Genomic DNA, 23186 nt, shown 5'->3' on the forward strand with positions numbered 1-23186 from the left:
TGCATTTCGCTGGCGGGCGATGGGCCCGGCCCGTTTCGTGGTCTTCGCCAAGTCAGTGGGCACAGCCAGGAAACCGCGGGTGACGGTTTTAAGATTTTCAGGTGAACCGGCTCCCGGATCGCGGGAATCAGGTCCATGAACCTCGTAAAACAAAGCCCACTGCTCGCACAGTGGGCTTCTCGGTCAGCTATTAGTCACGCAGTTACTGAGGGGAGACTTCGGTCTTCGGCTTGCCGAAGTGCCATTCGTAGACCACGAACTTGAAGTCTTTCAGGTCACCTTTCTCGTCGTAGGACAGCTCGCCGGTCGGGGTCTTGAACTTGCCGGCGTGGATGGCGGCTGCCACCTTGTCGGTGTCTTCGGACTTGGCGGCTTCGATACCCTTGGCGATCAGCTCGACAGCGGAGTAGGCCGGGAACACGAACGGACCGCTAGGATCCTTGCCGTCAGCCTTGATGGCGTCGACGATTGCCTTGTTCTCAGGATCAGCGTCGAACGACTTCGGCAGGGTGACCAGCAGGCCTTCCGAAGCGCCCTGGGCGATCTGCGAGATGGAGTCGTTGCCGACACCTTCCGGACCCATGAACTTGGCTTTCAGGCCCTTCTCTTGCGCCTGGCGCAGGATCAGGCCCAGCTCTGGGTGGTAGCCACCGTAGTAGACGAAGTCGACGTTGTTCTGCTTGAGCTTCTGGATGATCGAGGAGAAGTCCTTGTCACCGGCGTTCAGGCCTTCGAAGACGGCGACCTTGGTGCCTTTCTTCTCGAGGGTCTGCTTGACCGCGGTGGCGATGCCTTCACCGTACTGCTGCTTGTCGTGCAGGACGGCAACGACCTTGGGCTTGACGTGGTCGGCAATGTAGTTGCCGGCTGCCGGGCCCTGGGCGCTGTCCAGACCGATGGTGCGGAAGATCAGCTTGTAGCCACGGGCGGTGATTTCCGGGGAGGTGGCGGCGGGGGTGATCATGATCACGCCTTCGTCTTCGTAGATGTCGGACGCAGGCTGGGTGGAGCTGGAGCACAGGTGGCCGATGACAAACTTGACGCCGTCGTTGACCACTTTGTTGGCGACTGCAACGGCCTGTTTCGGGTCGCACGCGTCGTCATATTCCTTGGCCTCGAGCATCTTGCCGTCGACGCCACCCTTGGCGTTGATGTCTTTGATGGCCTGTTTGGCGCCGATGAACTGCATGTCGCCGTACTGGGTTACCGGACCGGTCTTGGGACCGGCGATGCCGATCTTGATGGTGTCGGCGGCAAACGAATGGCTGGCTACCCCGGCCAGGACCATTGCGGCGAACAGCTTGGAAATCTTGATCATAGTGCTCCACTCATTCTGTTGTAATTCTTATAGTCCTGGCGGCCAGGGCTACAGACCGGGCGGGATTTGCGGCACGCTCGTGCCATGTCGCAAGCCCACCTTCCCCCGGAACATGTCCCGGAACTGTACCGGTACAGTGTAGAGCGCTGTTCGAGCGCTTGAAAAGCGGGCAAAAAGCGCCTGTTTCCCGGGGTGTCGCATGATCGACATAAAGATACAGAAAAGCGCCATCACTTTGCCTCTATCCTGGGCCCAACCCCATACAACCGGGGCCCGTCGATCAAATTACGTATTTGAAACCGGGTTTTTCTGCAAAAATGCCGGCCTTTTACAAACGGCCATTCTGTCGGCAGGAACCCCCATGACTGATCACACAAGCACCCTCTATGCCAAATTGCTCGGCGAGACCGCGATTATCGAGTGGAAAGCCTTGGAGCGTTTCTGGGCCAAGGGTGACCTGATTTGGGTCGACCCCAGCCTTGACCTGATCGCTGTTGCCGAGGCGATGGCCGAGAATCGCAGCGAAATCTTCGCCAAGTGGCGTAATGATGGCGTTGTCGGACCGCTCACTGCAGAGCAGGCGCTAGACCTGCAAACCCGTGATCCTGAGATCTGGGCGGTGGTGGTTTCGCCGTTCATCGTGATCCAGATGAAGAAAGCGGAATAATCGCGGGCGTTTTTAGTGCGAAAAAGGAGTTGATCGCACCTTGTTGGTGCGCGTTGACGCTGACGTAAGGTGGAAGTAAGTAACAAGTCGCCGGGGCGTTCGCCAGTGCGGTAACAGTTTACGGGATGCGTAATACCCCCTGCAGGGGTGGCGAACCGCCACTCCTGCAGCAGTGACGTGCCAGCCCTCAGTAATCCACCCGCCCGGTATGGCTGTTGAGCGAAATCACCCGGGTCTTGCCGATCCGATGCCTGAAGATCTCGCGCAGGTACTTCACCGCTTTCTTCACGCATTCGCGCGACAGGCGGATGTCGTTGATCGAGACGAAGCGGCTCTTGTCGTTGATCAGCTCGCGGTACTTCTTCTCGTACATCGGTTTGATCGCATACCAGTTGGTATCGAGTATTTTCGCCGGATTCTCGAACTCGTTTAGCAGGTCATCGATACGGTCTTCATCGAAATGTTCGCTGGTGATGAATTCCAGGATGGCGTTGTCCAGCGTGTCGTCGAAACGGTAGGGTGTGCGCGCGAAGCAGCGCTTGATGAAGGCCACGATCAGCGTCAGGAAGTCGTCCGACAGGCATGGGCTCTTGGCGATCAGGGTGGTCAGCGACAGGTTGGCCGAGGCGCCGATCACCAACGCGTAGCGCTTGAGCGTGGTGTTGGGGAACAGGCTGTTGAGGTGGGTCTTGAGCCGGTTCAGGTCCATGTACGACAGCTTGTAGTCCTTGGGCAGCGACACGATCGATACCACTGACGAGCAGTTCTTGAAGAAATGCAGGTCGTGCAGTGCCGCCGCGTCGAAACCCGAGGCCTGGTACTGCTCCAGTGCCGCGCGATAGCGGCGCGACTCGATGGGCAGCAGGCTGATGCCCTCGATGGCCTGGGTCTGTTTGTTGAAGTGGGGCAGGTCGATGGAGCGCAAGAACAGGTCGTCGATGTCCAGGCGCGGCGATTCGCGTTCGAACACCTTGAACTTGTCCGAGGCCTGCGCGGGCGCCTCCGGCACTACCGATTCGGCATAGGCGATGGCTACCGGGCCCGCGAGGCTCATGAAGAGGTCGTTGGCGTCCAGGCGGATGGTTTCGCCAATGTCGATGCCGGCGCGGCGGAAGTAGTTCTGGTCGTAGTCGGTGGTCACGGCCTGCGCGGTGAGGATGTTGAAGATCTGCTGGGAGATGTACTGGTTGGCGTGCTTCTCCATGGCATTGACGTCGATGTTCTGGATCGTTCCGTCATCGCTCTCTTCGGCGTAGCGCATGATGTCGTTGGAGATCAGCATCATGGCGTTCCACGGGCGGATGCGCCCCATGACGCTGGCTTCGCTGCTGTCTTCGTTATCGAAGTTGTACGAGAAATCCCATTCTTCGGACAAGTATTTGCACAACAGGCGCCCGGCATTGATGTGCAAGGCCTCGGACATTTCACTGCGGTGGTCGGAGGCATTGGGCAGCACACAGATGCCGCTGGTGAAGATCGGCTCGAAAACGAAAGAATGCCCGCCCTTGCCGTCGTTCTCGTCAGCCGGCTTGGTGTCGAAAGTCTTGTTCATGTACGAGTACTGCTGGGCCAGCCCGAACTCCGAGGCCATCCCTGAGCCGGTGCCACCGCCAGCGCTGAAGATGTAGAAATACAGGCGCGATTGGTTGGCCTTGATGCCGCAGGAATCGATCAGGTAGGAGTGGATCAGTTTCCAGTCGGCGCTCGAGAAGCGCTGGGTATCCTTGTTGAGGATGATCTTGGCCAGGTACTGGCCGAGGATCGGCGCATTGCCGGCGCCGCCGGCGTGCACCTCGGACAGGTCCATGATCTTCATCTTGCTATAGTCGCGCAGGAACCCGCCGCGCTCACCCTTGCGCGAGAAGCGGATGCGCCCGGCGATGTCCTTGTCCAGATCGCCGAGCATCACCAGTGGCTCGACCAGAAATACCGGTTTGGCGCCCTTGTTCTGTACCAGGCGCAGGTTCTGTCGGATCCAGCGTGCAGGGCTGTAGCCGCCTTCGTTCCTGTTGCGGTCTTCGTTGTTGAACTCGTTGAGGAAGAAGGTGCGCGCGTTGTACACCAGTTCCGCCACGTCCAGGGCAATGTTCGAACCACAGCGCCCCAGGCCGATCAGGCATACCGAGGGGAACTGCTGGTCCAGACGCAATTGGCTTTCGTCTTCCGCGTGCAGGCCCTGCGGGAATACCAGGTCACGCAGGCCGTCGAGGTTGTCGAGGATGCGCTGGATATCGCTCTCGGTGAAGTACAGGTATTGCGCGGGGACGTTGCGGGTGGCCTGGCCGCCACCGAGGGTCAACGAGGTGCTGTTGGTGGAGGGCTCGGGCACTGCATTGGCAGAAGTATTATTGGAGGTCATAGTGCGCCATTTGCCTGGAGTGGTGGACGGTCGGAAGATATGTCATCTGGCCATTACGTAAATCCGGCGACTGTAGCAGTGCGCCTTTTGCCTATGCGATAGGGGTTTACCCTATGGTCGTTAGGGGTTCGTGCTGGCATCTGCACTGCATCGTCCGAAGGTCGCGCTTCTTTAATCCTTGCCTGGAGTCGTTCATGAGTACTGCATTGCCTTCCCTGGGATTCGCCGGGATCGGCCTGATGGGCCTGCCGATGTGCCGTCGTCTGCTGGCTGCCGGCTACCCGCTGACCGTGTGGAACCGCAGCCCGCAGAAGTGCGCCGAGCTGGTCGCCGCTGGCGCACGCCTGGCCGAGAGCCCGGCGGCGTTGTGCCGTGACACTGACATCGTGCTGCTGTGCCTGGCCGACACGGGCGTGGTCCGCGAGGTGGTGTTCGGCGAGCAAGGCATCGCCCAGGGCGGGCGCAGCGGCCAGTTGCTGGTGGATTTCTCCAGCCTCGAGCCAACCGCCACCCGCGACATGGCCGCGGAGCTTGCGGCCCTGTGCGGCATGGCCTGGCTGGATGCGCCAGTGTCCGGCGGTACGCCAGGCGCCGAGGCGGGTACCCTGGCGATCATGGTGGGCGGTGACGCTGCGGACCTGGCGCGCGTGCGCCCGGTGTTGCTGACCCTCGGCCAGCGCGTGACGCACATGGGGGCGGTTGGTGCCGGCCAGGTGACCAAGGCCTGCAACCAGATGATCGTTGCCTGCAATGCCTTGGTGATTGCCGAGGTGGTGGCCCTGGCCGAACGTTCAGGGGTGGATGCCAGCCTGATCGCCGAAGCGCTTTGCGGCGGATTCGCCGACTCCCGGCCGCTGCAGATCCTCGCGCCACAGATGGCGCAAAGTCGCTACACCCCGGTCAAATGGCATGTGCGCACCTTGCTCAAGGACCTCGACACTGCAGTGAAGTTTTCCCGCGAGCAAGGTTCGGCAACACCCATCAGTGGCCTCGCCGCGCAACTGATGCGCCTGCACGGCAGCCAGGGGCATCTGCAAAACGATCCGGCGACCCTGGTAGAGCTGTTCCGCGCTCGGGAATGAAGTCGCTGTCCAGATTGTCGAGCCGCTCCAGCACCAGCGGCAGGTCGGTCAACGGTACCGGACGGCTGAGCAGGTAGCCTTGAAGGAAATCGCAGCCCTGGGCGGCGAGAAATGCGCGTTGCTCGTCGGTTTCCACGCCCTCGGTGACGACCTGCAGGTGCAGGGTGTGGGCCATGATGATGATGGCCTGGACGATCTCTCGGTCTTGCTGGCTGCCTGGCACATCCTGGATGAACGAGCGGTCGATCTTCAGCACGTCCAGGGGAAGGCGCTTGAGGTAGGCCAGCGATGAATAGCCGGTGCCGAAGTCGTCGATCGACAGGGCCACGCCCTGAGCGCGGATGCGTTTGAGCAGGTTGATGGTGCGGTGGATATCGCCCATCAGGGCGTTTTCGGTGACTTCCAGTTCCAGTTGGCGAGCAGCCACACCGGCCTGGAACAAGGCCATCTCCACTTCGCTGGCCAGTTCCTCGCGCCCCAGTGTCACGGCGGAGCAATTGACCGTGACCTTGAGGTGTCCGTAGCCCAGGCGGTTGAGTTCTGCCACGTCTTCGCAGGCGCGGCGCAGTACCCAGAGGTCGAGTTCGGCGATCAGGCCATTGGCTTCGGCAATACCGATGAAGCGGTCGGGGCCGAGCAGGCCATGCTGCGGGTGCTGCCAGCGTACCAGGGCTTCCAGCTTGGCGACCCGTGCGCTGTGCAGGTCGAAGATCGGCTGGTAATGCACGCACAATCCGCGCTCATCGAGCAGCGCCACGCGCAGTTCCTCTTCCAGTTGCAACTCGAGCGTGGCGCGGGTCTTCAGGCTGCTGTTGAAGAAGTTCAGGTTGTTGCGCCCGCCACCCTTGGACTGGTACAGCGCCAGGTCGGCATTCTTCAGCAGCTCCTCGGCGCTGCGTCCATCGTCGGGAAAGATGCTGATACCGATACTGGTGGTCATGACCATGCGTCGCCCACCGAGATCGATGGGCTCCTTCATGCGCTGCATGATGCGTTGCGCCAGGTGACGGGCTTCGTCGCGGTTGTGCAGGCTGGTGACGATGCAGAACTCATCGCCGCCAAAACGCGCCACCACGTCCTGGGAGCGGGTCGCCGCCTTGATGTGTCCGGCGATCACCTTGAGCAGTTCGTCGCCAGCGGCGTGCCCGAGGCTGTCGTTGATGCGCTTGAAGTGGTCGATGTCGAGGAACATCACGGCCAGCATGCCTTCGCTTGCGGTCTGCTCGGCCAGGCGTTCGGCAAAGACCTGGTTGAAGCCGCGGCGATTGATCAGGTTGGTCAAGGCATCGTAGTGGGCGGCCTGTTGCAGCGAGGCACGGGCCTGGTCGAGCTGGCTGAGCAGCACATTGACCCGCCGCAGGTCATGTTCCTTGCTTTGCAGCTTCTTGTCGGCCAGTGCAGCGCTGATGCTGCTGCCACTGATCAGCAGGGTGATGAACGCGATGGTCAGCCCCAACTGCAGGCTGTTGTTGGCCGAGGGCAGTTGCAGGGGCAGGTTGTCTGGAATGACCAGCGACAGTGCCGCCATGCCCGTGAAGTGGGTGAGGACGATGCCTGCCGCCATCATCAGGCTGGCGCCGTACTTCATCACCAGATGCAGGGTGCCGCTGCCACTGCGAAAGTGTCGGGCCATCAGCAGCGCCACCAGGCTGGTGACTACAGCGATGCCCAGCGAGGCGACCAGCAGTGGGGTCTGGTAGTACTGCAGGGCGCTGGTCTGCAGGGCGGCCATGCCGACGTAATGCATCACGGTGATGCCGAGGCCGATCGCCAGCGCAGCCTGCAGGTAATGACGCCACTGCATCACAGTGCGATCGAGGCTGTTCATTGCCAGCCACGCGGCGAGCAGGGCGATGATCAGCGAGAGGGCGGTCAGCGGCATGTCGTAATGCACTTCAAGCGGCGCCTGGAACGCCAGCAGGCTGATGAAGTGCATGGCCCAGATACCGCTGGCCAGGCAGCAGGCACCCAGAATCCGCCATTGGCGGCGGGCGTTGAGCCCCTCGCTGTGACTTTGCCGCTCGGCCATGTCCAGGGTGGCGAAGCATGCAGCGCAGGCCACCAGGTAGGCGAGCATGACCAGGAAAGGGTTATGACGGCAGTCGAGGATGATTTGTCCGCTCGCCGGAAGCTCGGCGAACAATTGAAGTCCCAGCCACTCCATTGCCTGTCTCTTCGTCGAGTTTGCACTCGTCCCCAAACAGCGTGGTGGAGACCGTTGAAACCGGAGTATAGGAAAGGGGAGCTAGGCCTTCCTGATTAATGGCAGTTTGATCTCTACCATTTGGACATGAGGTCAATAGCGGAAGGTTATAAAAACAGATGAGGCGGCGCGTGCTTCGCGGGCAAGCCCGCTCCTGCATGTACAACGCTGCGGGAGCGGGCTCGCCGTTTTGTCAGCCGGCCACCAGCACGCGAATCGCTTCCAGGCGCAGCGCGGCCTTTTCGAGCATCGCCAGGCCCTGTTCGCGCTGCTTGCGCAGGGCATCGATCTCGCTGTCACGCACGCTCGGGTTGACTGCCTTGAGCGCCGTCAGGCGAGCCAGCTCCTCGTCGGCTTCAGCGGCCAGGCGACGCTGCGCCTCGGCGACACGCTCGTCATGCACCGGCAGTACCTTCGCCTCGCCAGCGGCGATGCGCTTGGCCAAGACATCGCGCTGGGCCTGGATGAACTTGTTGGCGCTGGCCTTGGGTACGCTTTCGAGCTGGTCGTTGAGGGTTTCGAAGGCAACCCGCGGCGCCAGGTCGTTGCCATTGGTATCGAGCAGGCAGCGCAAGGCGGCCGAGGGCAGGTAGCGACCCAGTTGCAGGCTACGTGGTGCCACCACCTCGCTGACATAGAGCAGTTCGAGCAGCACGGTGCCAGGCTTGAGCGCCTTGTTCTTGATCAGCGCCACGGCGGTGTTGCCCATCGAGCCGGACAGCACCAGGTCCATGCCGCCCTGCACCATCGGGTGTTCCCAGGTCAGGAACTGCATGTCCTCGCGCGACAGGGCCTGGCCACGGTCGTAGGTGATGGTCACGCCTTCGTCGTCGCCCAGCGGGAAGCTCGCGTCGAGCATCTTCTCGCTGGGTTTGAGCACCAGCGCATTTTCCGAATGGTCTTCGCTGTCGATGCCGAAGGCGTCGAACAGGGTTTCCATATAGATAGGCAGGGCGAACTGGTCATCTTGCTCGAGAATCGCCTCGACCAGTGCTTCGCCTTCGCCAGCGCCGCCGGAATTGAGCTCCAGCAGGCGGTCGCGGCCGCTGTGCAGTTCGGCCTCCAGGCGCTCGCGCTCGCCGCGGGCTTCAGCGACCAAGGCGCTCCAGGCGGCATTGTCGACGCCGACCAGTTGCGCCAGCAGGCGCGTGCCGAACTGGTGCTGCAGGGCGCTGCCGGTCGGGCAGGTGTTGAGGAAGGCATTCAGGCCTTCGTGGTACCACTGGAACAGGCGCTCTTGCGGGCTGTCCTGCAGGTACGGGATGTGCAGCTGGATGGTGTGTTTCTGACCGATCCGGTCGAGGCGACCGATGCGTTGCTCGAGCAGGTCCGGGTGCGCCGGCAGGTCGAACATCACCAGGTGGTGGGCGAACTGGAAGTTGCGGCCTTCACTGCCGATTTCCGAGCAGATCAGCACCTGCGCGCCAAATTCTTCGTCGGCAAAGTACGCGGCGGCGCGGTCACGCTCAAGGATGCTCATGCCTTCATGGAATACCGTCGCGGGGATGCCGGAGCGCACACGCAGGGCGTCTTCCAGGTCCATGGCGGTCTCGGCATGGGCGCAGATCACCAGAACCTTGGTGCGTTTGAGCATCTTCAGGGTGTCGATCAGCCAATCGACCCGTGGGTCGAAGCGCCACCAGCGTTCGTCGTCGCTGCCTTCGCCCTGGGCCTGGAAGGCCACTTCCGGGTACAGCTCGGCACGCTCACCGGCGGGCAGCGCGCTGTACGGTTCGGGGTTGGCGAGCGGGTAGGGGTGCAGTTGGCGCTCGGGGAAGCCCTGGATCGCGGCGCGGGTGTTGCGGAACAGCACGCGGCCGGTGCCATGGCGGTCGAGCAATTCGCGGATCAGGCGTGCGCTGGCCTGGCTGTCGCCATCGCTGACTGCGGCCAGCAGGGCTTCGCCCTCGGCGCCGAGGAAATTGTGAATGGTGGCGTGGGCCTTGGGCGACAGGCGGCCTTCGTCGAGCAACTCCTGGACGGCTTCGGCTACTGGGCGATAGTGCTCGCTCTCGGCGCGGAAGGCGGCCAGGTCGTGGAAACGGTTGGGGTCGAGCAGGCGCAGGCGGGCGAAATGACTGTCCTGGCCAAGCTGTTCGGGGGTTGCAGTGAGCAGCAGCACGCCAGCAATGACCTGGGCCAACTGCTCGACCAGCGCGTATTCGGCACTGGCCTGCTCCTCGTGCCATACCAGGTGGTGGGCTTCGTCGACCACCATCAGGTCCCAGCCGGCGGCGAACAGGGCGTCCTGGGCCTTTTCATCGTCGACCAGCCACTCCAGCGCCACCAGCGCCAGTTGGGCATCTTCGAACGGGTTGCTGGCATCGCTCTCGATGAAACGCTCGGCGTCGAACAGTGCCACCTGCAGGTTGAAGCGCCGGCGCATTTCCACCAGCCACTGGTGCTGAAGGTTTTCCGGAACCAGGATCAGCACGCGACTGGCACGGCCCGTCAGCAATTGGCGATGGATGGCCAGGCCCGCCTCGATGGTCTTGCCCAAGCCTACTTCGTCGGCCAGCAATACCCGCGGGGCGATACGGTCGGCGACTTCACGGGCAATGTGCAACTGGTGGGCGATCGGCTGGGCGCGGCAGCCGCCCAGGCCCCAGAGCGAGGAGAGCATCTGCTTGCTGCTGTGCTGCAGGGTGTTGTAGCGCAGCGAGAACCACGACAGCGGGTCGATCTGCCCGGCGAACAGACGGTCGCTGGCCAGGCGGAACTGGATGAAGTTCGACAGTTGCGTCTCAGGCAGGGTACGCGCCTGGTTCTGCCCGTCCAGGCCATGGTAGACCAGCAGGCCATCGACATCCTCGACCTCGCGCACGGTCAGCTTCCAGCCATCGAAGTGAGTGATCTGGTCACCCGGCGAGAAGCGCACGCGGGTCAGCGGCGCGTTGCGTAGCGAGTACTGACGGGTATCGCCAGTGGCCGGATAGAGCACGGTCAACAGGCGGCCATCCTGCGCCAGGATGGTTCCCAGGCCGAGCTCGGCTTCGCTGTCGCTGATCCAGCGTTGCCCCGGTTGATACTGCTGCGCCATACTGCCTGAACTCCCGCGATGAAAAAGCGCACTATCTTAACGGATAGGCCCGGCGGACCAAAGCGTTCAGCCACTTCATCGACGAATACCCTTTAGTCAACGAGGGCCTCGCGCCAACATGCCTGTCACGCACCGCTGGTTGAACCTCTCCCTGGCCGTGGGCAGCCTGGCGCTGCTCGCAGCCTGTGACCAGAAGAAGTTCGAGATCCTCGCGCCGATTCCGGTCGAGCAACTGGAAGTCCTGGGCGTTCAGACGCCGCTCAAGAGCGTGCATTTCCACGACCGCGAAGGCGAAGGCCTGCTGGTGCTCAGCCGTGTGGACGGCCAGGCGACCGATGCCGACAGCGAACAGGAAGTCGACAAGGTCGTGCTCAAGGCCACGCTCTATGGGCGTGCGAGCGAAAGCGAGGCGTTCAAGCCACGCTGGCAGATCGATCAGGAGACAACGTGCCCGGGGCTGGACCTGGATGTCGACTTCTATACCGATGTCAGCGACGTCACCGACCTGAACAAGGATGGTGTCGCTGAGGTCACCGTGGCCAGCCACGCCTTCTGTGGCGGCGGCATCGACCCGCACGACATCAGCATCGAACTGCGCGAAGGCGAGGCGATCTACAGCATCAGTGGTCAGTCGCAGATCAGCCCGGCGGGCGAGGAGCCCATCGGTGGCGAGCGCGAGGACAGTGCGTCGCTCAAGAGTGCGCCGCAGGTGTTGCGCGAACACATGGACGCGGTCTGGCAACAGGTCTACAAGCGGCCCTGGAGCGAAACCAGCCAGCCCGCTGACGACGATCCCGACGACGAAGGCGAATGATCGCGGTCTATACTTTGCAGACGGTATTGTGACCGGCCGCACAAACCCTTGCCCATGTGCTCAAGGCGCACCTTGGCTGGCCGACACAGTGGCTACAGGAGAACCGACTCATGCTGCCGCCGATCATTCCGCTCAGTGCCGTCCCCGTGACCTCGCAACAAGACCCCGTCAAGCAGAGCCCCAATATTCCTCCGGTGGTTCCGGCCCAGCCTGCCTCCAGCGATGGCACCATCGACCTCAAGCAGCAGCGCGACCCGCAGGATGAAGCCTATCGGCTGCGTGAGGAACAACGCCGCCAGCAGCAGCGCCGTCAGCAACGCCGCCAGGACGAGCAGGAAGAACTCTACAGCGCCATGCCCGGCGATGAACTCAATGCCGACAATACCGTGCCGGTGGCGCCGCTCGGTGAGCGCCCGCGTCAGGGGTTGCTGGTGGATATCGAAGTCTGAGACGGGGCTGTTCAGCGTCGCCATCAGGCTTCATCATGGGCGCATCCGCTGTCAGTCGAGCCCGCCCATGAGCCAAGACAACCTGATCGACTTCGGCGCCGAGCGCGCCAAACGCATCCACGACATCAAGGACAAGCGCCTGGATGAAATGCGCCAGGCCTTCGAACAGGCCATGCCGTTGAGCAAAAGCAAGAAGAAGAAAGGCAAAAGCAAGCCCAAGAAGCGCTGAAAACTGATGCAGGTCAAACCTGCGCCCCCTCCTGTGCCCGGTCCCGGGCCCTATTGACCCTGGTCAATTTCTCCTCCCCGCACATTCGTTACCTTGCACACATCGGACAACGGCAACGAATCGGGAGGCCGACATGTTCTTCGACAACGTGGTGATCGCCGGTGTGGTGACAGTCGGGTTGATGTTGACGTTCTTTGCCGGTCTGGGACTTTTCATCTGGAAGGATGCGAACAAGCGCAAATCGCGCTGATCCTTCCGGGTATACGAGCACGCAAGGCATTTAGGGCGACTTCGGTCGCCTATTTTTTTATCTTTTTAAAAGATGATTAGCTAGCTAATTAGTTGATTGCATTTTATTCTTCCGTTCGTTGTCTATCGTTCTATTCAATATCCCCCCGCAAGGTCCGCTTCGTGCCCATCACCCTCCAGGCCCTGTTCGCACCCACCAGCCCTGCTCTGAAGTTCGCCATCAAGACCCTGCTGGGCGGTGGACTGGCGCTGTGGCTGGCGCTGCGCTGGGGGTTGGAACAACCGGCCTGGGCCTTGATGACGGCGTTCATCGTGGCCCAGCCGCTGTCGGGCATGGTGGTGCAGAAGGGGCTGGCGCGACTGGCCGGCACCCTGGTCGGTACGTTCATGTCGGTGGTGTTCATCGGCCTGTTCGCCCAGACCCCGTGGTTGTTCCTGCTGACCCTTGCCTTGTGGCTGGCGCTCTGTACCGCTGCTTCAACCCAGTTGCGCAGTGCCTGGGCGTACGCCTTTGTGCTGGCTGGCTATACCGCAGCGATCATCGCATTGCCAGCGATCGACCACCCTTTACAGGTGTTCGACCAGGCGGTGGCGCGCTGCACCGAAATCTGCCTGGGCATCGTCTGCGCCACAGCCACCAGCGCGCTGATCTGGCCGATGCGCGTCGAGCAGCAACTCGGCGGCCAGGCGCGGCAGGCCTGGCAGAACGGCATGCAGACCGCCAGCGCCATGCTCGGCGGTGAAGACGAGGCGCGCCAGGGGCTGCTGGACATCCTTGGGCGCATCGTCGCCATCGACGTTCAGCGTGAACATGCCTGGTTCGAAGGCAGTCGTGGCCGCCAGCGGGCCCGCGCAATCCGTGGCCTGAGCCAGAAGCTGATGGTGCTGCTGCGCATTTCGCGTTCGGTGCGTCGTCAGTGGCGTCAGCTCGACGAACAGCAAGCGGCGCACCTGGCGCCCTGGCTGGAGGAGGTCCGGACCCAGTTGGCCAATCCCGATCAGCCCAGCCTTCTGTTATTGCGCCAACGTATCTGGGACGCAGCCCACGACGAACAGATCAGCCCCGCCGAGCATTTCTGCCTGGCGCGCCTGGCCCTGCTGCTGGACTTCGCCATGGCCGCCACCCAGGCGCTGCTCGATGTGGAGGAAGGGCGAACGCCCAAGGATGTATCGCTGGGCCTGGCGGCGCATCGCGACCTGCCGCTGGCGCTGCTGTTCGGTTCGCGCAGTGCGTTGGCGTTTCTGGTCATGAGCAGTTTCTGGCTGGCCACGGCCTGGCCCTCGGCCCCCGGAGGCCTGGTGCTGACCTGCGTGGTCTGCAGCCTGTTCGCCAGCCGCGAGAACGGCGCGCAGATCGGCTTGAGCTTTCTGCGTGGCATCTTGCTGGCGATTCCGGTGGCGTTTTTCGTTGGGCAGATCCTGTTGCCACAATGGAGCAGTTTCGCCTTGCTGTGTCTTGGCATGGGCGTACCGCTGTTCTTCGGTGCGCTGGGCATGGCCCATCCGCGCACGGGGCCGACGGCGACTTCGTACTGCCTGCATTTCATCGTGCTGGTGGCGCCTCTGAACGCCATGCACTTCGACGTGGCCAGCATGCTCAACAGCGCCCAGGCCATGCTCATCGGTGTGGGGGCGGCGGTACTGGCGTTTCGGTTGGTCGTGCTGCGTCATCCGAAGTGGCTGGGTCGGCGCCTGAGGGCCGCCACCCAGAGCGACCTGGTTCGCCTGACCCATCGCGACCTGCGGGGCGCCGACAGTTGGTTTGGTGGACGCATGGCCGATCGCCTGATGCAGTTGGCCCGTCATGCCAGCGAGTTGCCCGAGGCCGAGCGCAAGCGTTGGGACGATGGCCTGCATGGCTTGGACATCGGTGACGAACTGGTGCACCTGCGCATGTGCCTGGCGGTGGCCCAGGTACCGTTGGCCGGTGCCGAGCGCCAGTACCTGCAGCAACTGGAGGCGGTTCTGGCCAGTGGCCCTGCGCCTGGGCGCGGCCAGCGTCTGGATGCCGCCAGCGAGCAGTTCATCGAGGCCCTGCGCCGCCAGCCGTCGAGCGACCCGCTGCGCCTGGCTATCGGCGCGGTCCTGCAATTGCAGAAGAGCTGGGGCAAGTGGTGCCGTTGGCAGGAGGAAGTCCATGGGGTTGCGTGAGTGGGCGCTGGGCGGCGTATTGCTCAGCCCGTTTCTGATCTACGTGTTGATGGCGTTGGTGCTTACTGGGCTGTTGCGCTGGGTGGTGCAGGCGACGCCACTCGGTCGCTGGATCTGGCATGAAGCGCTGTTCGATGCGGCGTTGTTCGTCTGTGTGCTGTCGTTGGTGGTACATCTGTTGGGACCTTTGTAAGGAGTCAGTCCATGCGTACAGCGGTACGTACCCTGGTCACCCTGTGCGTGGTGGCCATTGCCGTGTTTGCCGGATATCACCTCTGGCAGTACTACATGCTTACCCCCTGGACGCGCGATGCGCGGGTGCGGGCCGATGTGGTGGTGATCGCCCCGGACGTGTCCGGCTGGGTGCGCGAACTGCGGGTCCACGACAACCAGCCGGTGAAGGCCGGCGATGTATTGATGATCATCGATCACGAGCGCTTCCAGGCGGCTTTCGACCAGGCCAGTGCCTTGGCTGAAACCCGCACCCAGCAGTTGCGCCTGCGTGAGCGCGAAGCGGCTCGGCGCACGGCCCTTGGGCCGGAGGCGATCAGCGCCGAGCTGCGCGAGAACGCCCAGATCAACGCTGCCATCGCCCGTGGTGAACTGCACGAGGCGCAAGCGCAACTGCAGGTGGCCAAGATCAACCTGGCCCGTAGCGAAGTGCGCGCACCGCGCGACGGTCACATCACCAACCTGCGACTGGCCCAAGGCAACTACGTCAATACCGGGCAATCGATGATGGCGCTGGTGGACGACTCGACCTTCTATATCCAGGCCTATTTCGAGGAAACCAAGCTGCCGCGCATTCGTGTCGGGGATCCGGTGAAGGTCTGGCTGATGGGGGCGGGGGAGGCCATGCATGGGCATGTGGAGAGCATCAGCCGGGGCATCACTGACCGCAACTCGACCCCGGACGGACAGTTGTTGCCGGAGGTGGAGCCGACCTTCAACTGGGTCAGGTTGGCGCAGCGGATACCGGTGAGGATCAGGCTGGACGATATCCCCGCGGGGGTGAATCTCAGCGCCGGGATGACCGCGAGTGTGCAGGTGCGGGAGGATGAGGTGCAGCGCTGAGCCAGCTCCCACGGACGCCCGGCGTGCCCGTGGGAGCGCTTGCCATCAGGGTTGCTGGGCAGTGGCTGCCAGTACGATCTCGCGGATGCACACATGTTGCGGCTGCTGGTACGCCCAGACGATCGCCCCGGCCACATCCTCGGCCTTGAGCACTACGCCGCCCATGTCATTGGCTTTCCACGACTCGTAGTCGCGCTTGATGCCCTCGTCGGTGGTGTGGCCGAGCAGCTCGGTCTCGACCGCGCCCGGCGCGATGGTGACGACACGCACGTTGTGTGGCGCCAGCTCTTCGCGCAGGTTTTCCGACAGGCCATGCACGGCGAATTTGGTGCCGACGTAGGCGACATGATTGGGGAAGGTCTTGCGCCCGGCGACGGAGCTGACGTTGATCAGGGTGCCGGCGCGTCGTGCGACCATGCCGCTCGCCAGTGCATGCACACCGTTGAGCAGGCCTTTGACGTTGATGTCGATCATCCGGTCCCACTGCTCAGGATCCTGCTCGTGCACCTGGCCCAGCAGCATCACGCCGGCATTGTTCACCAGTGCATCGGCCGGGCCGTACACGGCTTCGGCTTCGTTCACCGCCGCCACCAGCGCGGCACGGTCGCGAATGTCGACGGCGCGGCACAGGCAATTGGGCAGGGCCAATGCTTCGAGACGTTCCAGGCGACGAGCGATCAGCAGCAGCGGGTGACCTGCGGCCGAGAATTGCTGGGCCGTGGCGGCCCCGATACCGGAGCTGGCGCCGGTGATGATGATCAGAGGTTTGTTCATGAGCGCCTCCAAGGCATAATCGTTTTCGATGGCCAGAATTGTAAGCATCGATCCAGGCCATGAAAAACGGCTTATTCCTCTGGCTGGCATCGGTTTTATCTATGGATATTCGTCATCTCAAGGCGTTCATCGCCGTGTTCGAAGAGCGCAACATCACCTTGGCCGCGCAGCGCCTGTGCGTGGCTCAGCCGACATTGTCAGTGACCATCCGGCAACTCGAGGAGGACCTCGGCGTCAGCCTGTTCCTGCGCCAGGCCCGCGGTGTGGACGTCAGCGAGCAGGCGCGGGCGCTGTATCCGCAGGCGTGCCGCATGGTTGCTGAAGCCGAGGCGCTGCGCCTGCGCTTTCGCCAAGAGCAGGAGCGTGTCCCGCTCGTGCTGGGTATCGAGGCCGATATCGCCCCGGCCCAGGTCGAAGCATGCGTGCGTCTTGCGGCTCAGGCCGTGCCTGGGCTGCAATTGACGTTGCTGGACGGTTGCCAGGGCGATGCGCGGTTGGCCGATGAAACCGAGCGCTGTGAGGATGAGCTCTTCCTGGCGCTGTGGGAAGAGTCGTTTGTCCTGGTCATGGCCACCGGCAGCCAGACCGACGGTCGCTGGATCACCTGCCCGCAGCATCCTTCGCACCAGCGCCTGATGGGGCTGTATGGCGAGGGTGAGCAGGTGGCGCAGGCCGGATCATTGCAACTCGCGTTGGCGTTGGTCGCCGCCGGACTGGGCGCGGCCTGGTTGCCGCAGTCGCTGGCCGAGCGCCACCCAGGGGTCTACTGGCAACCAGGGCCCGGCCCGGCGCTGAGGCGTCGGGTCGGGTTGTGCTACGCCGCCCAGGCGCTGGACATTCCTGCCTTGGCGAGCTTGCAGCAGGCACTGAGCGGCAGCAGCCTGGGTTAGAGGAACATGCCGCCGGAGACTTCCAGACGCTGCCCGGTAATCCAGCCATTACCGTCCCCAAGCAGCAGAGCGATGGCTGCGCCGATATCGTCGGGCAGGCCGGCGCGGCCCAGGGCAGTATTGCTGGCCACGAAGGCGTTGACCTGCTGATTGTCACGCACGGTGCCACCCCCGAAATCGGTCTCGATGGCGCCCGGCGCCAGGATGTTCACCCGGATGCCGCGCTCACCCAACTCCTTGGCCTGGTAGCGGGTAAGCACCTCCATGGCGCCCTTCATTGCCGCGTAGGCGGAGTAACCGGGCAGCGAGAAGCGTGCCAGGCCACTTGAAATGTTGACGATGCGCCCCCCGTCGGCCAGTAGCGGAAGCAGGCGTTGGGTGAGGAAGAACGGGCCCTTGAGGTGGATGTTCAGCAATTGCTCGAACTGCGCCTCGGTGGTTTCGCTGAACAGTGCATGTATGCCGACACCGGCGTTGTTCACCAAAAAGTCGAACTGTCGGCGGGCAAAGCGTTGATCAAGGGTGTGCGCCAGGCGTTCGGCGAAGTCGGCGAAGCTTTGGCTGTCGCCGACATCCAGTTGCAGCATGGCGGCACGCACCCCAGCCTGTTCCAGGCGCTCGACCAGGGCCTGAGCTTCGTCGGCCCGGCTGTGATAGGTGCCGATGACATCGATGCCGCGGGCCGCGAGATGTTCGGCGGTGTTGCGGCCAAGGCCGCGGCTGGCGCCAGTGAGCAGAGCGATTTTACGGGTCATGTGGATTACCTCGTCGATGGAGTCTGTGCTCACAGGTTATTGGTCGAAAAAAGGCTGTTAAATCCTGCTGTTTTGGAAATACTGTTCGCCATATTCGAACTATCAAGGCGGCTCGATGAACAAGCTGGAATTGTTGCGTACCTTTGTCAGGGTCAGTGAACTGTCCAGTTTCACCCTGGCGGGTGAGAGTCTTGGCTTGCCACGTTCGACTGTCTCGGAGCAAATCCGGGCACTGGAGCGCTTGCTTGGCACGCGCCTGCTCAACCGCACCACGCGCCGCGTGCAGGCGACGCAGGACGGCCTGCTGCTCTACGAGCGCAGCAAGGATTTGCTGTCAGGCATGGACGAGATCGAGAGCCTGTTTCGCAGCGACGAGGCCGAGCTGGCCGGGCGTCTGCGTATCGACATGCCGACCATGATGGCGCGCAAGGTGGTGATGCCGGCCCTTTCAGGCTTTCTGTTGCGCTATCCGCGCCTGGAAGTGGAGCTCAGTTGCACCGACCAGCGTGTCGACCTGCTGCAAGGTGGCTTTGACTGCGTACTACGGGTGGGCGAATTGGGTGACCTGGATGTGGCCGCCCGGCCACTGGGGCGCATGACCATGTGCAACTGCGCCAGCCCCGAATACCTTGCCCGGCATGGCGTGCCGCACACGCTGGACGATCTGGCGACGCATCAGCTCGTGCACTACGTCTCCAGGCTCGGTGCGCAGAGTCCGGGGTTCGAGTACGAAGTCGACGGGCAATCGCGTTTTCTGCCCATGAGGGGTGTGCTCACGGTGAACAATGCCGTGGCGTATTCGGCCGCGGGCCTGGCCGGCCTGGGGCTGATCCAGGTTCCAGCGGCGGGTGTTGCCGAGGACGTGCGGCGCGGAGATCTGGTACGGGTGCTCGAACCTTGGCAGGCCCGGGCCATGCCGGTGACGATGCTGTACCTGCGCCAGCGGCATGTTCCGCGCCGGGTACAGGCGTTCATGGGATGGATGGAGGCGCTGTTGACCGATCAGCTCGATCGGGCGGTGTCCGGCGCTCGCTGAAAAACCTTGGCGAAGGCGGCGCAGGTTGCGTTAGGCTGCGCAACAGACGATCTGCGCGTTGCCCGATAGAGGCAACCGTTCCTGCCTGGCGTGCGTTCCTTCCGACTTCTTTGCGAGGTAACGTCATGGCCATTACATCCCAGGATATCTGCACAGCTGCCGAGCAGCTCAACGGCTTCGTCGGTTTTCACGGCAAGCGTGGCACGCATATCGTGCGCTTTTCCGAGGACGCATTCGGTATGGATGTCGCGGATGCGAGCATCACGCCCTGCAGCGAGTTCGTCTGGCGTCCCGAGTCGGGGCGGCGCATGGCGCTCTGCCGTGAGCGTCTGGCACTGTTGCTGCGACAGCATGTGGACGATCGCCTGAACATTGGCGAGCCGCTGCGGATCTATCTGCGCCGCACCGACCTGCCGGAGATCGTCGCCGAGCGTAGCCTGCGCTGAGCCAGCAGGTTCAGTCGGGGTAGGCCAGCTTGAGAGGGCCAGCCTCGCTGCGGGCGACGTTGACCTGGTTGCGGCCTTGATGCTTGGCGGTGTAGAGGGCCTTGTCGGCGTCTTCAAGCCACTGCTCGGGCGTTTTCAGCCCAGGGTGATAGGCCGAGAGGCCTATGCTCAGGCTGATGCGCAATTCCGGCAGTTGCGGGTTGCGATAGGCGCTGACCTGCTCACGCAGGCGCTCCATCGCAACGCCCGCCTGGTCTTGATCGGTGGCAGGCAGGATCAGACAGAACTCGTCACCGCCGTAGCGCCCGGCCAGGTCATCGTCGCGCAGGACGCGCTTGAGCTCGTGGCTCAGCTGGCGGAGCACGCAATCGCCGACCACGTGGCCGAAGGTGTCATTGATGGTCTTGAAATGGTCGATGTCGATCAGGGCGATCACGGCCGGGGCCTGCTGCTGGTGGCAGATCTGGAACCTCAGCAGCAGCAAGTCTTTCCATGAGCCATGGTTGAGCAGCCCGGTGAGGCTGTCGGTGCGGCTCAGGGCGCTCAGTCGACGCTTGTGGTCGGCCAGTTTGATCGCCAATTGATAGCAGACCCAACCGAGCGCCAGCGGGTAGAGCGTCAACATTGGCAGGCAGGCATAGACCTGCAATGTCGTGGCTTGCAGTTGCAGCCCGGGGCCGAACAGCGCCATGGCCAGCAGCATGCCTGTCAGTTGCGCGACCAACCCGCGCAGTACCATGCGCTTGCCGCCTGCAGCGACGTTGTTCATGGTCATCATCGACAGGATGGTCACGGTCGGCAACGGATTGAAATGAATGGCTGCAGCCCAGAAACCGCCACTCAGCGAATCGAGCAACAGGTTGCGCTGTTCGGCGCGGTAGGGGGCCGGGGAGCGGATCGCCCATTGATAAGCCAAGTGCGGCCAGGCCAGGCCGTTGAATAGCATCAGCAGCCACACCCAGGTGGGTGGTTGCAGCGGGGCAAGTGCCGCCATGACGCTGAACAGGCCGATGCCCATGCCGATGGTCCGCGGCAGATAGATGCGCCTGACGAAGGAGAGCCCCTTGCCGCTTCTGTTGTCGATCATGTCTATCGTTCTTTTTCTGCAGAAGCCGTTTATCGCATAAGTTGCATGAATATTGTTGAACAATGATTCATGGCGGAAAAATGACCTTACAAGCCAATTCACGGTTGATCCGATCATTGTGAGGTAGCATGAAGCCTTTGTTTCTCCTCGGAGTGCTCCTGCTCATGGCCCCCATGGCTTCCCCCGCCGGCGAGCCGGCACCTTACAGGGATGGGCGTTTTCACAACCAGGCCGAGCTGCCCAAGGATGGCGTGCTCAAGAAATTGCGCATCGGCCTCAAGTATCTGCTGCTGCGCAAACCTCCCGAGACACGTCCTGCCACTCCCCCGAGCCTGCAGCCGATGACCCGCCAGCAGGTACTCGATGCCCCGGACCACAGCCTCTGGCGTCTGGGCCATTCCACGGTACTGCTAAAACTGCGTGGGCACTTCTTCATTACAGACCCGGTATTTGCCGAACGCGCCTCGCCCGTGCAATGGGCCGGCCCGCTGCGCTTCCACGCTTCGCCGCTGGCAATCGACCAGCTTCCGCCGCTGGCAGCGGTGATTCTGTCCCACGACCATTTCGATCATCTCGATGAGTCGGCCATACGCCAGCTGGCGCCAAGCACCGGCCAGTTTCTTGCACCGCTGGGCGTGGGCGATCGTTTGGTCGAGTGGGGTGTGCCGAGCGACAAGGTGCGTCAACTGGACTGGTGGCAGGAAACCGAAGTCGCAGGCGTGCGTTTCGTCGCCACACCGGCGCAGCACTTTTCTGGGCGCGGCCTGTTCGACAGTAACAGCACCTTGTGGGCGTCGTGGGTGGTGATCGATGAAGGGCTGCGCCTGTTCTTCAGTGGTGATACCGGATATTTCGAAGGCTTTCGCGAAATCGGCGAGCGCTTCGGACCCTTCGATCTGACATTGATGGAGACCGGTGCCTACAACCTGGCCTGGCCCAATGTGCATATGCAGCCTGAGCAGAGCCTGCAAGCGCACCTGGATCTGCGCGGACGCTGGATGCTGCCGATCCACAACGGAACGTTCGATCTCTCCCTGCACAGCTGGCAGGAGCCTTTCGAGCGCATCGTCGCGCTGGCGGCGCAGGCCCAGGTACCGTTGAGCACGCCACAGATGGGCGAGCGCGTCAGTCTGGATTCGCCCCATGCAGGGCAGAACTGGTGGCAGCCCAGGCCTTTGCGTCAGCGAGGCGACAGCACCGAGCGTGCAGTGGCGGTGCGCTGAGTATCAGCTTTCACGGCCCTTCTTTATTGGCGACTCTTGTTCATCATCCAGCAGCTTCGACGGCGGCTTGCCGCTGTCGCTGCGTACCTGGGCGTGGCTGATGAGGGCGAAGATGAAGCTGCCACCGATGATGTTGCCGGCCAGGGTCGGCAGGGCGAACTCCAGCCAGAAGCTGGGCCAGGTCTGCTCTCCGGCCCAGACCAGATAAGACACTTCTACCGAGCCGACGACGATATGGGTGAAGTCGCCCAGGGCCATCAGGTAGGTGATCATCAGGATGATCCAGATCTTGGCGTTCTCCATGGATGGGATCATCCAGACCATGGTCGCGATCATCCAGCCCGAGATGATGCCCTTGGCAAACATCTGGCTCGGATCGTTGTGCATCACCTTGCGCCCGATTTCGAGAAAGGCCACATCGGTCTTGCTGTCGAAGATCGGCAGCTCGAGCATCACCCAGGCCACCAGCAACGTGCCGGCAAGATTGCCCATCAGCACCACTGTCCACAGGCGTATAAGGCGGCCGAGGTTGGCGAGGGTAGGGGCGGTCATTACCGGCAGCACGGCAGTCAGGGTGTTTTCGGTGAACAACTGTTGGCGAGCGAGGATCACGGCAAGAAAACCGGCGGCGTAGCCGAGGCTGGCAATCACCTGGCTGCTGTCGTTGTCTGGCAGGCGTGCATAGAACAGTCCCATCGCCATCAGCGACAGGCCCATGGTCAGGCCGGCGGCCAGTGCCGACCACCACAGGGCTGCCAGGGTGCGTTCCAGTTCCTGATCGCCCTGGGCGCGGATGATCTCGTGCAGTACTGCTGCGCGGGGTGGCTGGTTATGACTGACTTCCTGCTCTTCATCTGCCGACAGGCCCGGGGTTTTCTCGTTCTGCGCTTGGCTCATCGTGTCGCGCTCCTGGGATGTTTCTCTACAGATCGATTGCGCTCGAATTAGTTGCCGGTGAGCTCATGGAGGCGGATAAAAGTTTTTTTGGATCAAAGTGTTGACTCTGATTTCAAACCACGTATTATTCGCCTCCTCGCAGCGATGAACGCAGCGAGGCAGTCGGTAAGTTGTTGACGTTGAAGGCTTTTGAAAGAAAGCGGTTTGAAAAAACTTCAAAATAAACGCTTGACAGCAAATGAGGAAAGCGTAGAATGCGCGCCTCGGTTGAGGCGAAAGGCTCTTAACCAAACGCTCTTTAACAAATCGAATCAAGCAATTCGTGTGGGTGCTTGTGAGTACGGACTGATGGTCGCCAAGATTATCAGCATCACAAGTGGCCATGCGAGAAATCACATAGTCATTTGAGATTGCTGAGCCAAGTTTAGGTTTTCTTAAAAACC

At 62.4% G+C, this 23186-nt stretch carries 21 protein-coding genes and 1 pseudogene; 13 read left to right on the forward strand and 9 right to left on the reverse strand.

Features of this window, described 5'->3' with window-relative positions:
- Positions 1-202: 202 nt before the first annotated feature.
- Complete coding sequence (locus tag F6X62_RS15350; protein ID WP_054891749.1) at positions 203-1318, reverse strand: branched-chain amino acid ABC transporter substrate-binding protein; 1116 nt, start codon at positions 1316-1318, stop codon at positions 203-205.
- Between the two features lie 361 nt (positions 1319-1679).
- Between F6X62_RS15350 and F6X62_RS15355 the strand changes: the two genes are divergently transcribed.
- Complete coding sequence (locus F6X62_RS15355) at positions 1680-1985, forward strand: DUF2288 domain-containing protein (RefSeq protein WP_153774032.1); 306 nt, start codon at positions 1680-1682, stop codon at positions 1983-1985.
- Between the two features lie 187 nt (positions 1986-2172).
- Here F6X62_RS15355 and F6X62_RS15360 read toward each other — a convergent pair whose 3' ends face one another.
- Positions 2173-4344: a hypothetical protein gene (locus F6X62_RS15360; protein ID WP_153774033.1), complete on the reverse strand. Its 2172-nt coding sequence runs from the start codon at positions 4342-4344 to the stop codon at positions 2173-2175.
- A 194-nt stretch (positions 4345-4538) separates the two neighbouring features.
- On the opposite strand from F6X62_RS15360, the gene F6X62_RS15365 reads away from it, so the two are divergent.
- Positions 4539-5426: an NAD(P)-dependent oxidoreductase gene (locus F6X62_RS15365; RefSeq protein WP_153774034.1), complete on the forward strand. Its 888-nt coding sequence runs from the start codon at positions 4539-4541 to the stop codon at positions 5424-5426.
- Here the strand turns inward: F6X62_RS15365 and F6X62_RS15370 are convergent.
- Complete coding sequence (locus F6X62_RS15370; protein ID WP_153774035.1) at positions 5326-7590, reverse strand: bifunctional diguanylate cyclase/phosphodiesterase; 2265 nt, start codon at positions 7588-7590, stop codon at positions 5326-5328. The genes F6X62_RS15365 and F6X62_RS15370 overlap by 101 nt on opposite strands.
- 232 nt (positions 7591-7822) lie before the next feature.
- The gene (gene rapA / locus F6X62_RS15375; protein WP_153774036.1) at positions 7823-10669 is read right to left on the reverse strand and encodes an RNA polymerase-associated protein RapA; all 2847 of its coding nucleotides are present in this window, start codon (positions 10667-10669) and stop codon (positions 7823-7825) included.
- 118 nt (positions 10670-10787) lie between these two features.
- Between rapA and F6X62_RS15380 the strand changes: the two genes are divergently transcribed.
- The 7 genes from F6X62_RS15380 (at position 10788) to F6X62_RS15400 (ending at position 15635) form a co-directional block, all read left to right on the forward strand.
- Entirely contained in the window at positions 10788-11483 is a 696-nt protein-coding gene (locus F6X62_RS15380; RefSeq protein ID WP_153774037.1) for a M949_RS01915 family surface polysaccharide biosynthesis protein, read from the forward strand.
- A gap of 110 nt (positions 11484-11593) precedes the next feature.
- Positions 11594-11932 carry a hypothetical protein gene (locus F6X62_RS15385; protein WP_054891742.1) on the forward strand — a complete coding sequence of 113 codons (339 nt, stop codon included), beginning with the start codon at positions 11594-11596 and terminating at the stop codon, positions 11930-11932.
- A gap of 67 nt (positions 11933-11999) precedes the next feature.
- On the forward strand, positions 12000-12161 hold the full coding sequence (locus tag F6X62_RS25215; protein WP_172964788.1) for a hypothetical protein: 162 nt from the start codon (positions 12000-12002) through the stop codon (positions 12159-12161).
- 133 nt (positions 12162-12294) lie between these two features.
- Positions 12295-12411, forward strand: coding sequence for a cytochrome c oxidase subunit CcoM (gene ccoM / locus F6X62_RS25520; RefSeq protein WP_054891741.1), 117 nt, complete (start codon positions 12295-12297; stop codon positions 12409-12411).
- Positions 12412-12572: 161 nt separating this feature from the next.
- A complete protein-coding gene (locus F6X62_RS15390; RefSeq protein WP_063543512.1) occupies positions 12573-14561 on the forward strand; it encodes an FUSC family protein in 1989 nt (662 codons plus the stop codon).
- Positions 14548-14754: a DUF1656 domain-containing protein gene (locus F6X62_RS15395; protein WP_054891739.1), complete on the forward strand. Its 207-nt coding sequence runs from the start codon at positions 14548-14550 to the stop codon at positions 14752-14754. The genes F6X62_RS15390 and F6X62_RS15395 overlap by 14 nt, the downstream gene beginning before the upstream one ends.
- An 11-nt stretch (positions 14755-14765) precedes the next feature.
- Complete coding sequence (locus F6X62_RS15400) at positions 14766-15635, forward strand: HlyD family secretion protein (RefSeq protein WP_153774038.1); 870 nt, start codon at positions 14766-14768, stop codon at positions 15633-15635.
- 45 nt (positions 15636-15680) lie between these two features.
- On the opposite strand, the gene F6X62_RS15405 is transcribed toward F6X62_RS15400, so the two are convergent.
- Complete coding sequence (locus tag F6X62_RS15405) at positions 15681-16409, reverse strand: SDR family oxidoreductase (protein ID WP_054891860.1); 729 nt, start codon at positions 16407-16409, stop codon at positions 15681-15683.
- 101 nt (positions 16410-16510) lie between these two features.
- On the opposite strand from F6X62_RS15405, the gene F6X62_RS15410 reads away from it, so the two are divergent.
- A complete protein-coding gene (locus F6X62_RS15410; protein ID WP_153774039.1) occupies positions 16511-17299 on the forward strand; it encodes a LysR family transcriptional regulator in 789 nt (262 codons plus the stop codon).
- Here the strand turns inward: F6X62_RS15410 and F6X62_RS15415 are convergent.
- A complete protein-coding gene (locus tag F6X62_RS15415) occupies positions 17296-18054 on the reverse strand; it encodes an SDR family NAD(P)-dependent oxidoreductase (protein WP_153774040.1) in 759 nt (252 codons plus the stop codon). The two genes, F6X62_RS15410 and F6X62_RS15415, sit on opposite strands and share 4 nt — an antisense overlap.
- Positions 18055-18169: 115 nt before the next feature.
- Between F6X62_RS15415 and F6X62_RS15420 the strand changes: the two genes are divergently transcribed.
- Together F6X62_RS15420 and F6X62_RS15425 are read left to right on the forward strand one after the other, a co-directional pair.
- A complete protein-coding gene (locus F6X62_RS15420) occupies positions 18170-19090 on the forward strand; it encodes a LysR family transcriptional regulator (RefSeq protein ID WP_153774041.1) in 921 nt (306 codons plus the stop codon).
- Positions 19091-19215: 125 nt separating this feature from the next.
- On the forward strand, positions 19216-19536 hold the full coding sequence (locus F6X62_RS15425) for a DUF2025 family protein (protein ID WP_054891734.1): 321 nt from the start codon (positions 19216-19218) through the stop codon (positions 19534-19536).
- A 10-nt stretch (positions 19537-19546) separates the two neighbouring features.
- On the opposite strand, the gene F6X62_RS15430 is transcribed toward F6X62_RS15425, so the two are convergent.
- The gene (locus tag F6X62_RS15430; protein ID WP_178117556.1) at positions 19547-20623 is read right to left on the reverse strand and encodes a diguanylate cyclase; all 1077 of its coding nucleotides are present in this window, start codon (positions 20621-20623) and stop codon (positions 19547-19549) included.
- A gap of 128 nt (positions 20624-20751) precedes the next feature.
- Here F6X62_RS15430 and F6X62_RS15435 point away from each other — a divergent pair, with 128 nt between their 5' ends.
- Complete coding sequence (locus F6X62_RS15435; protein WP_153774042.1) at positions 20752-21846, forward strand: MBL fold metallo-hydrolase; 1095 nt, start codon at positions 20752-20754, stop codon at positions 21844-21846.
- A 3-nt stretch (positions 21847-21849) separates the two neighbouring features.
- Here F6X62_RS15435 and F6X62_RS15440 read toward each other — a convergent pair whose 3' ends face one another.
- Positions 21850-22743, reverse strand: a complete 894-nt coding sequence (locus F6X62_RS15440; RefSeq protein ID WP_153774043.1) for a formate/nitrite transporter family protein — start codon at positions 22741-22743, stop codon at positions 21850-21852.
- A gap of 63 nt (positions 22744-22806) precedes the next feature.
- Positions 22807-23186, reverse strand: a pseudogene (locus tag F6X62_RS25285) (hypothetical protein); the annotation flags it as partial.

The organism is Pseudomonas sp. MNR3A, from assembly GCF_009650575.1.
GTDB classification, from domain to species: domain Bacteria; phylum Pseudomonadota; class Gammaproteobacteria; order Pseudomonadales; family Pseudomonadaceae; genus Aquipseudomonas; species Aquipseudomonas machongensis.

Coding starts and splice junctions, on each gene's coding strand:
- F6X62_RS15350 (WP_054891749.1), bottom strand. CDS start 1,318: ATGATCAAGATTTCCAAGCTGTTCGCCGCAATGGTCCTGGCCGGGGTA.
- F6X62_RS15355 (WP_153774032.1), top strand. CDS start 1,680: ATGACTGATCACACAAGCACCCTCTATGCCAAATTGCTCGGCGAGACC.
- F6X62_RS15360 (WP_153774033.1), bottom strand. CDS start 4,344: ATGACCTCCAATAATACTTCTGCCAATGCAGTGCCCGAGCCCTCCACC.
- F6X62_RS15365 (WP_153774034.1), top strand. CDS start 4,539: ATGAGTACTGCATTGCCTTCCCTGGGATTCGCCGGGATCGGCCTGATG.
- F6X62_RS15370 (WP_153774035.1), bottom strand. CDS start 7,590: ATGGAGTGGCTGGGACTTCAATTGTTCGCCGAGCTTCCGGCGAGCGGA.
- rapA (WP_153774036.1), bottom strand. CDS start 10,669: ATGGCGCAGCAGTATCAACCGGGGCAACGCTGGATCAGCGACAGCGAA.
- F6X62_RS15380 (WP_153774037.1), top strand. CDS start 10,788: ATGCCTGTCACGCACCGCTGGTTGAACCTCTCCCTGGCCGTGGGCAGC.
- F6X62_RS15385 (WP_054891742.1), top strand. CDS start 11,594: ATGCTGCCGCCGATCATTCCGCTCAGTGCCGTCCCCGTGACCTCGCAA.
- F6X62_RS25215 (WP_172964788.1), top strand. CDS start 12,000: ATGAGCCAAGACAACCTGATCGACTTCGGCGCCGAGCGCGCCAAACGC.
- ccoM (WP_054891741.1), top strand. CDS start 12,295: ATGTTCTTCGACAACGTGGTGATCGCCGGTGTGGTGACAGTCGGGTTG.
- F6X62_RS15395 (WP_054891739.1), top strand. CDS start 14,548: ATGGGGTTGCGTGAGTGGGCGCTGGGCGGCGTATTGCTCAGCCCGTTT.
- F6X62_RS15400 (WP_153774038.1), top strand. CDS start 14,766: ATGCGTACAGCGGTACGTACCCTGGTCACCCTGTGCGTGGTGGCCATT.
- F6X62_RS15405 (WP_054891860.1), bottom strand. CDS start 16,409: ATGAACAAACCTCTGATCATCATCACCGGCGCCAGCTCCGGTATCGGG.
- F6X62_RS15410 (WP_153774039.1), top strand. CDS start 16,511: ATGGATATTCGTCATCTCAAGGCGTTCATCGCCGTGTTCGAAGAGCGC.
- F6X62_RS15415 (WP_153774040.1), bottom strand. CDS start 18,054: ATGACCCGTAAAATCGCTCTGCTCACTGGCGCCAGCCGCGGCCTTGGC.
- F6X62_RS15420 (WP_153774041.1), top strand. CDS start 18,170: ATGAACAAGCTGGAATTGTTGCGTACCTTTGTCAGGGTCAGTGAACTG.
- F6X62_RS15425 (WP_054891734.1), top strand. CDS start 19,216: ATGGCCATTACATCCCAGGATATCTGCACAGCTGCCGAGCAGCTCAAC.
- F6X62_RS15430 (WP_178117556.1), bottom strand. CDS start 20,623: ATGATCGACAACAGAAGCGGCAAGGGGCTCTCCTTCGTCAGGCGCATC.
- F6X62_RS15435 (WP_153774042.1), top strand. CDS start 20,752: ATGAAGCCTTTGTTTCTCCTCGGAGTGCTCCTGCTCATGGCCCCCATG.
- F6X62_RS15440 (WP_153774043.1), bottom strand. CDS start 22,743: ATGAGCCAAGCGCAGAACGAGAAAACCCCGGGCCTGTCGGCAGATGAA.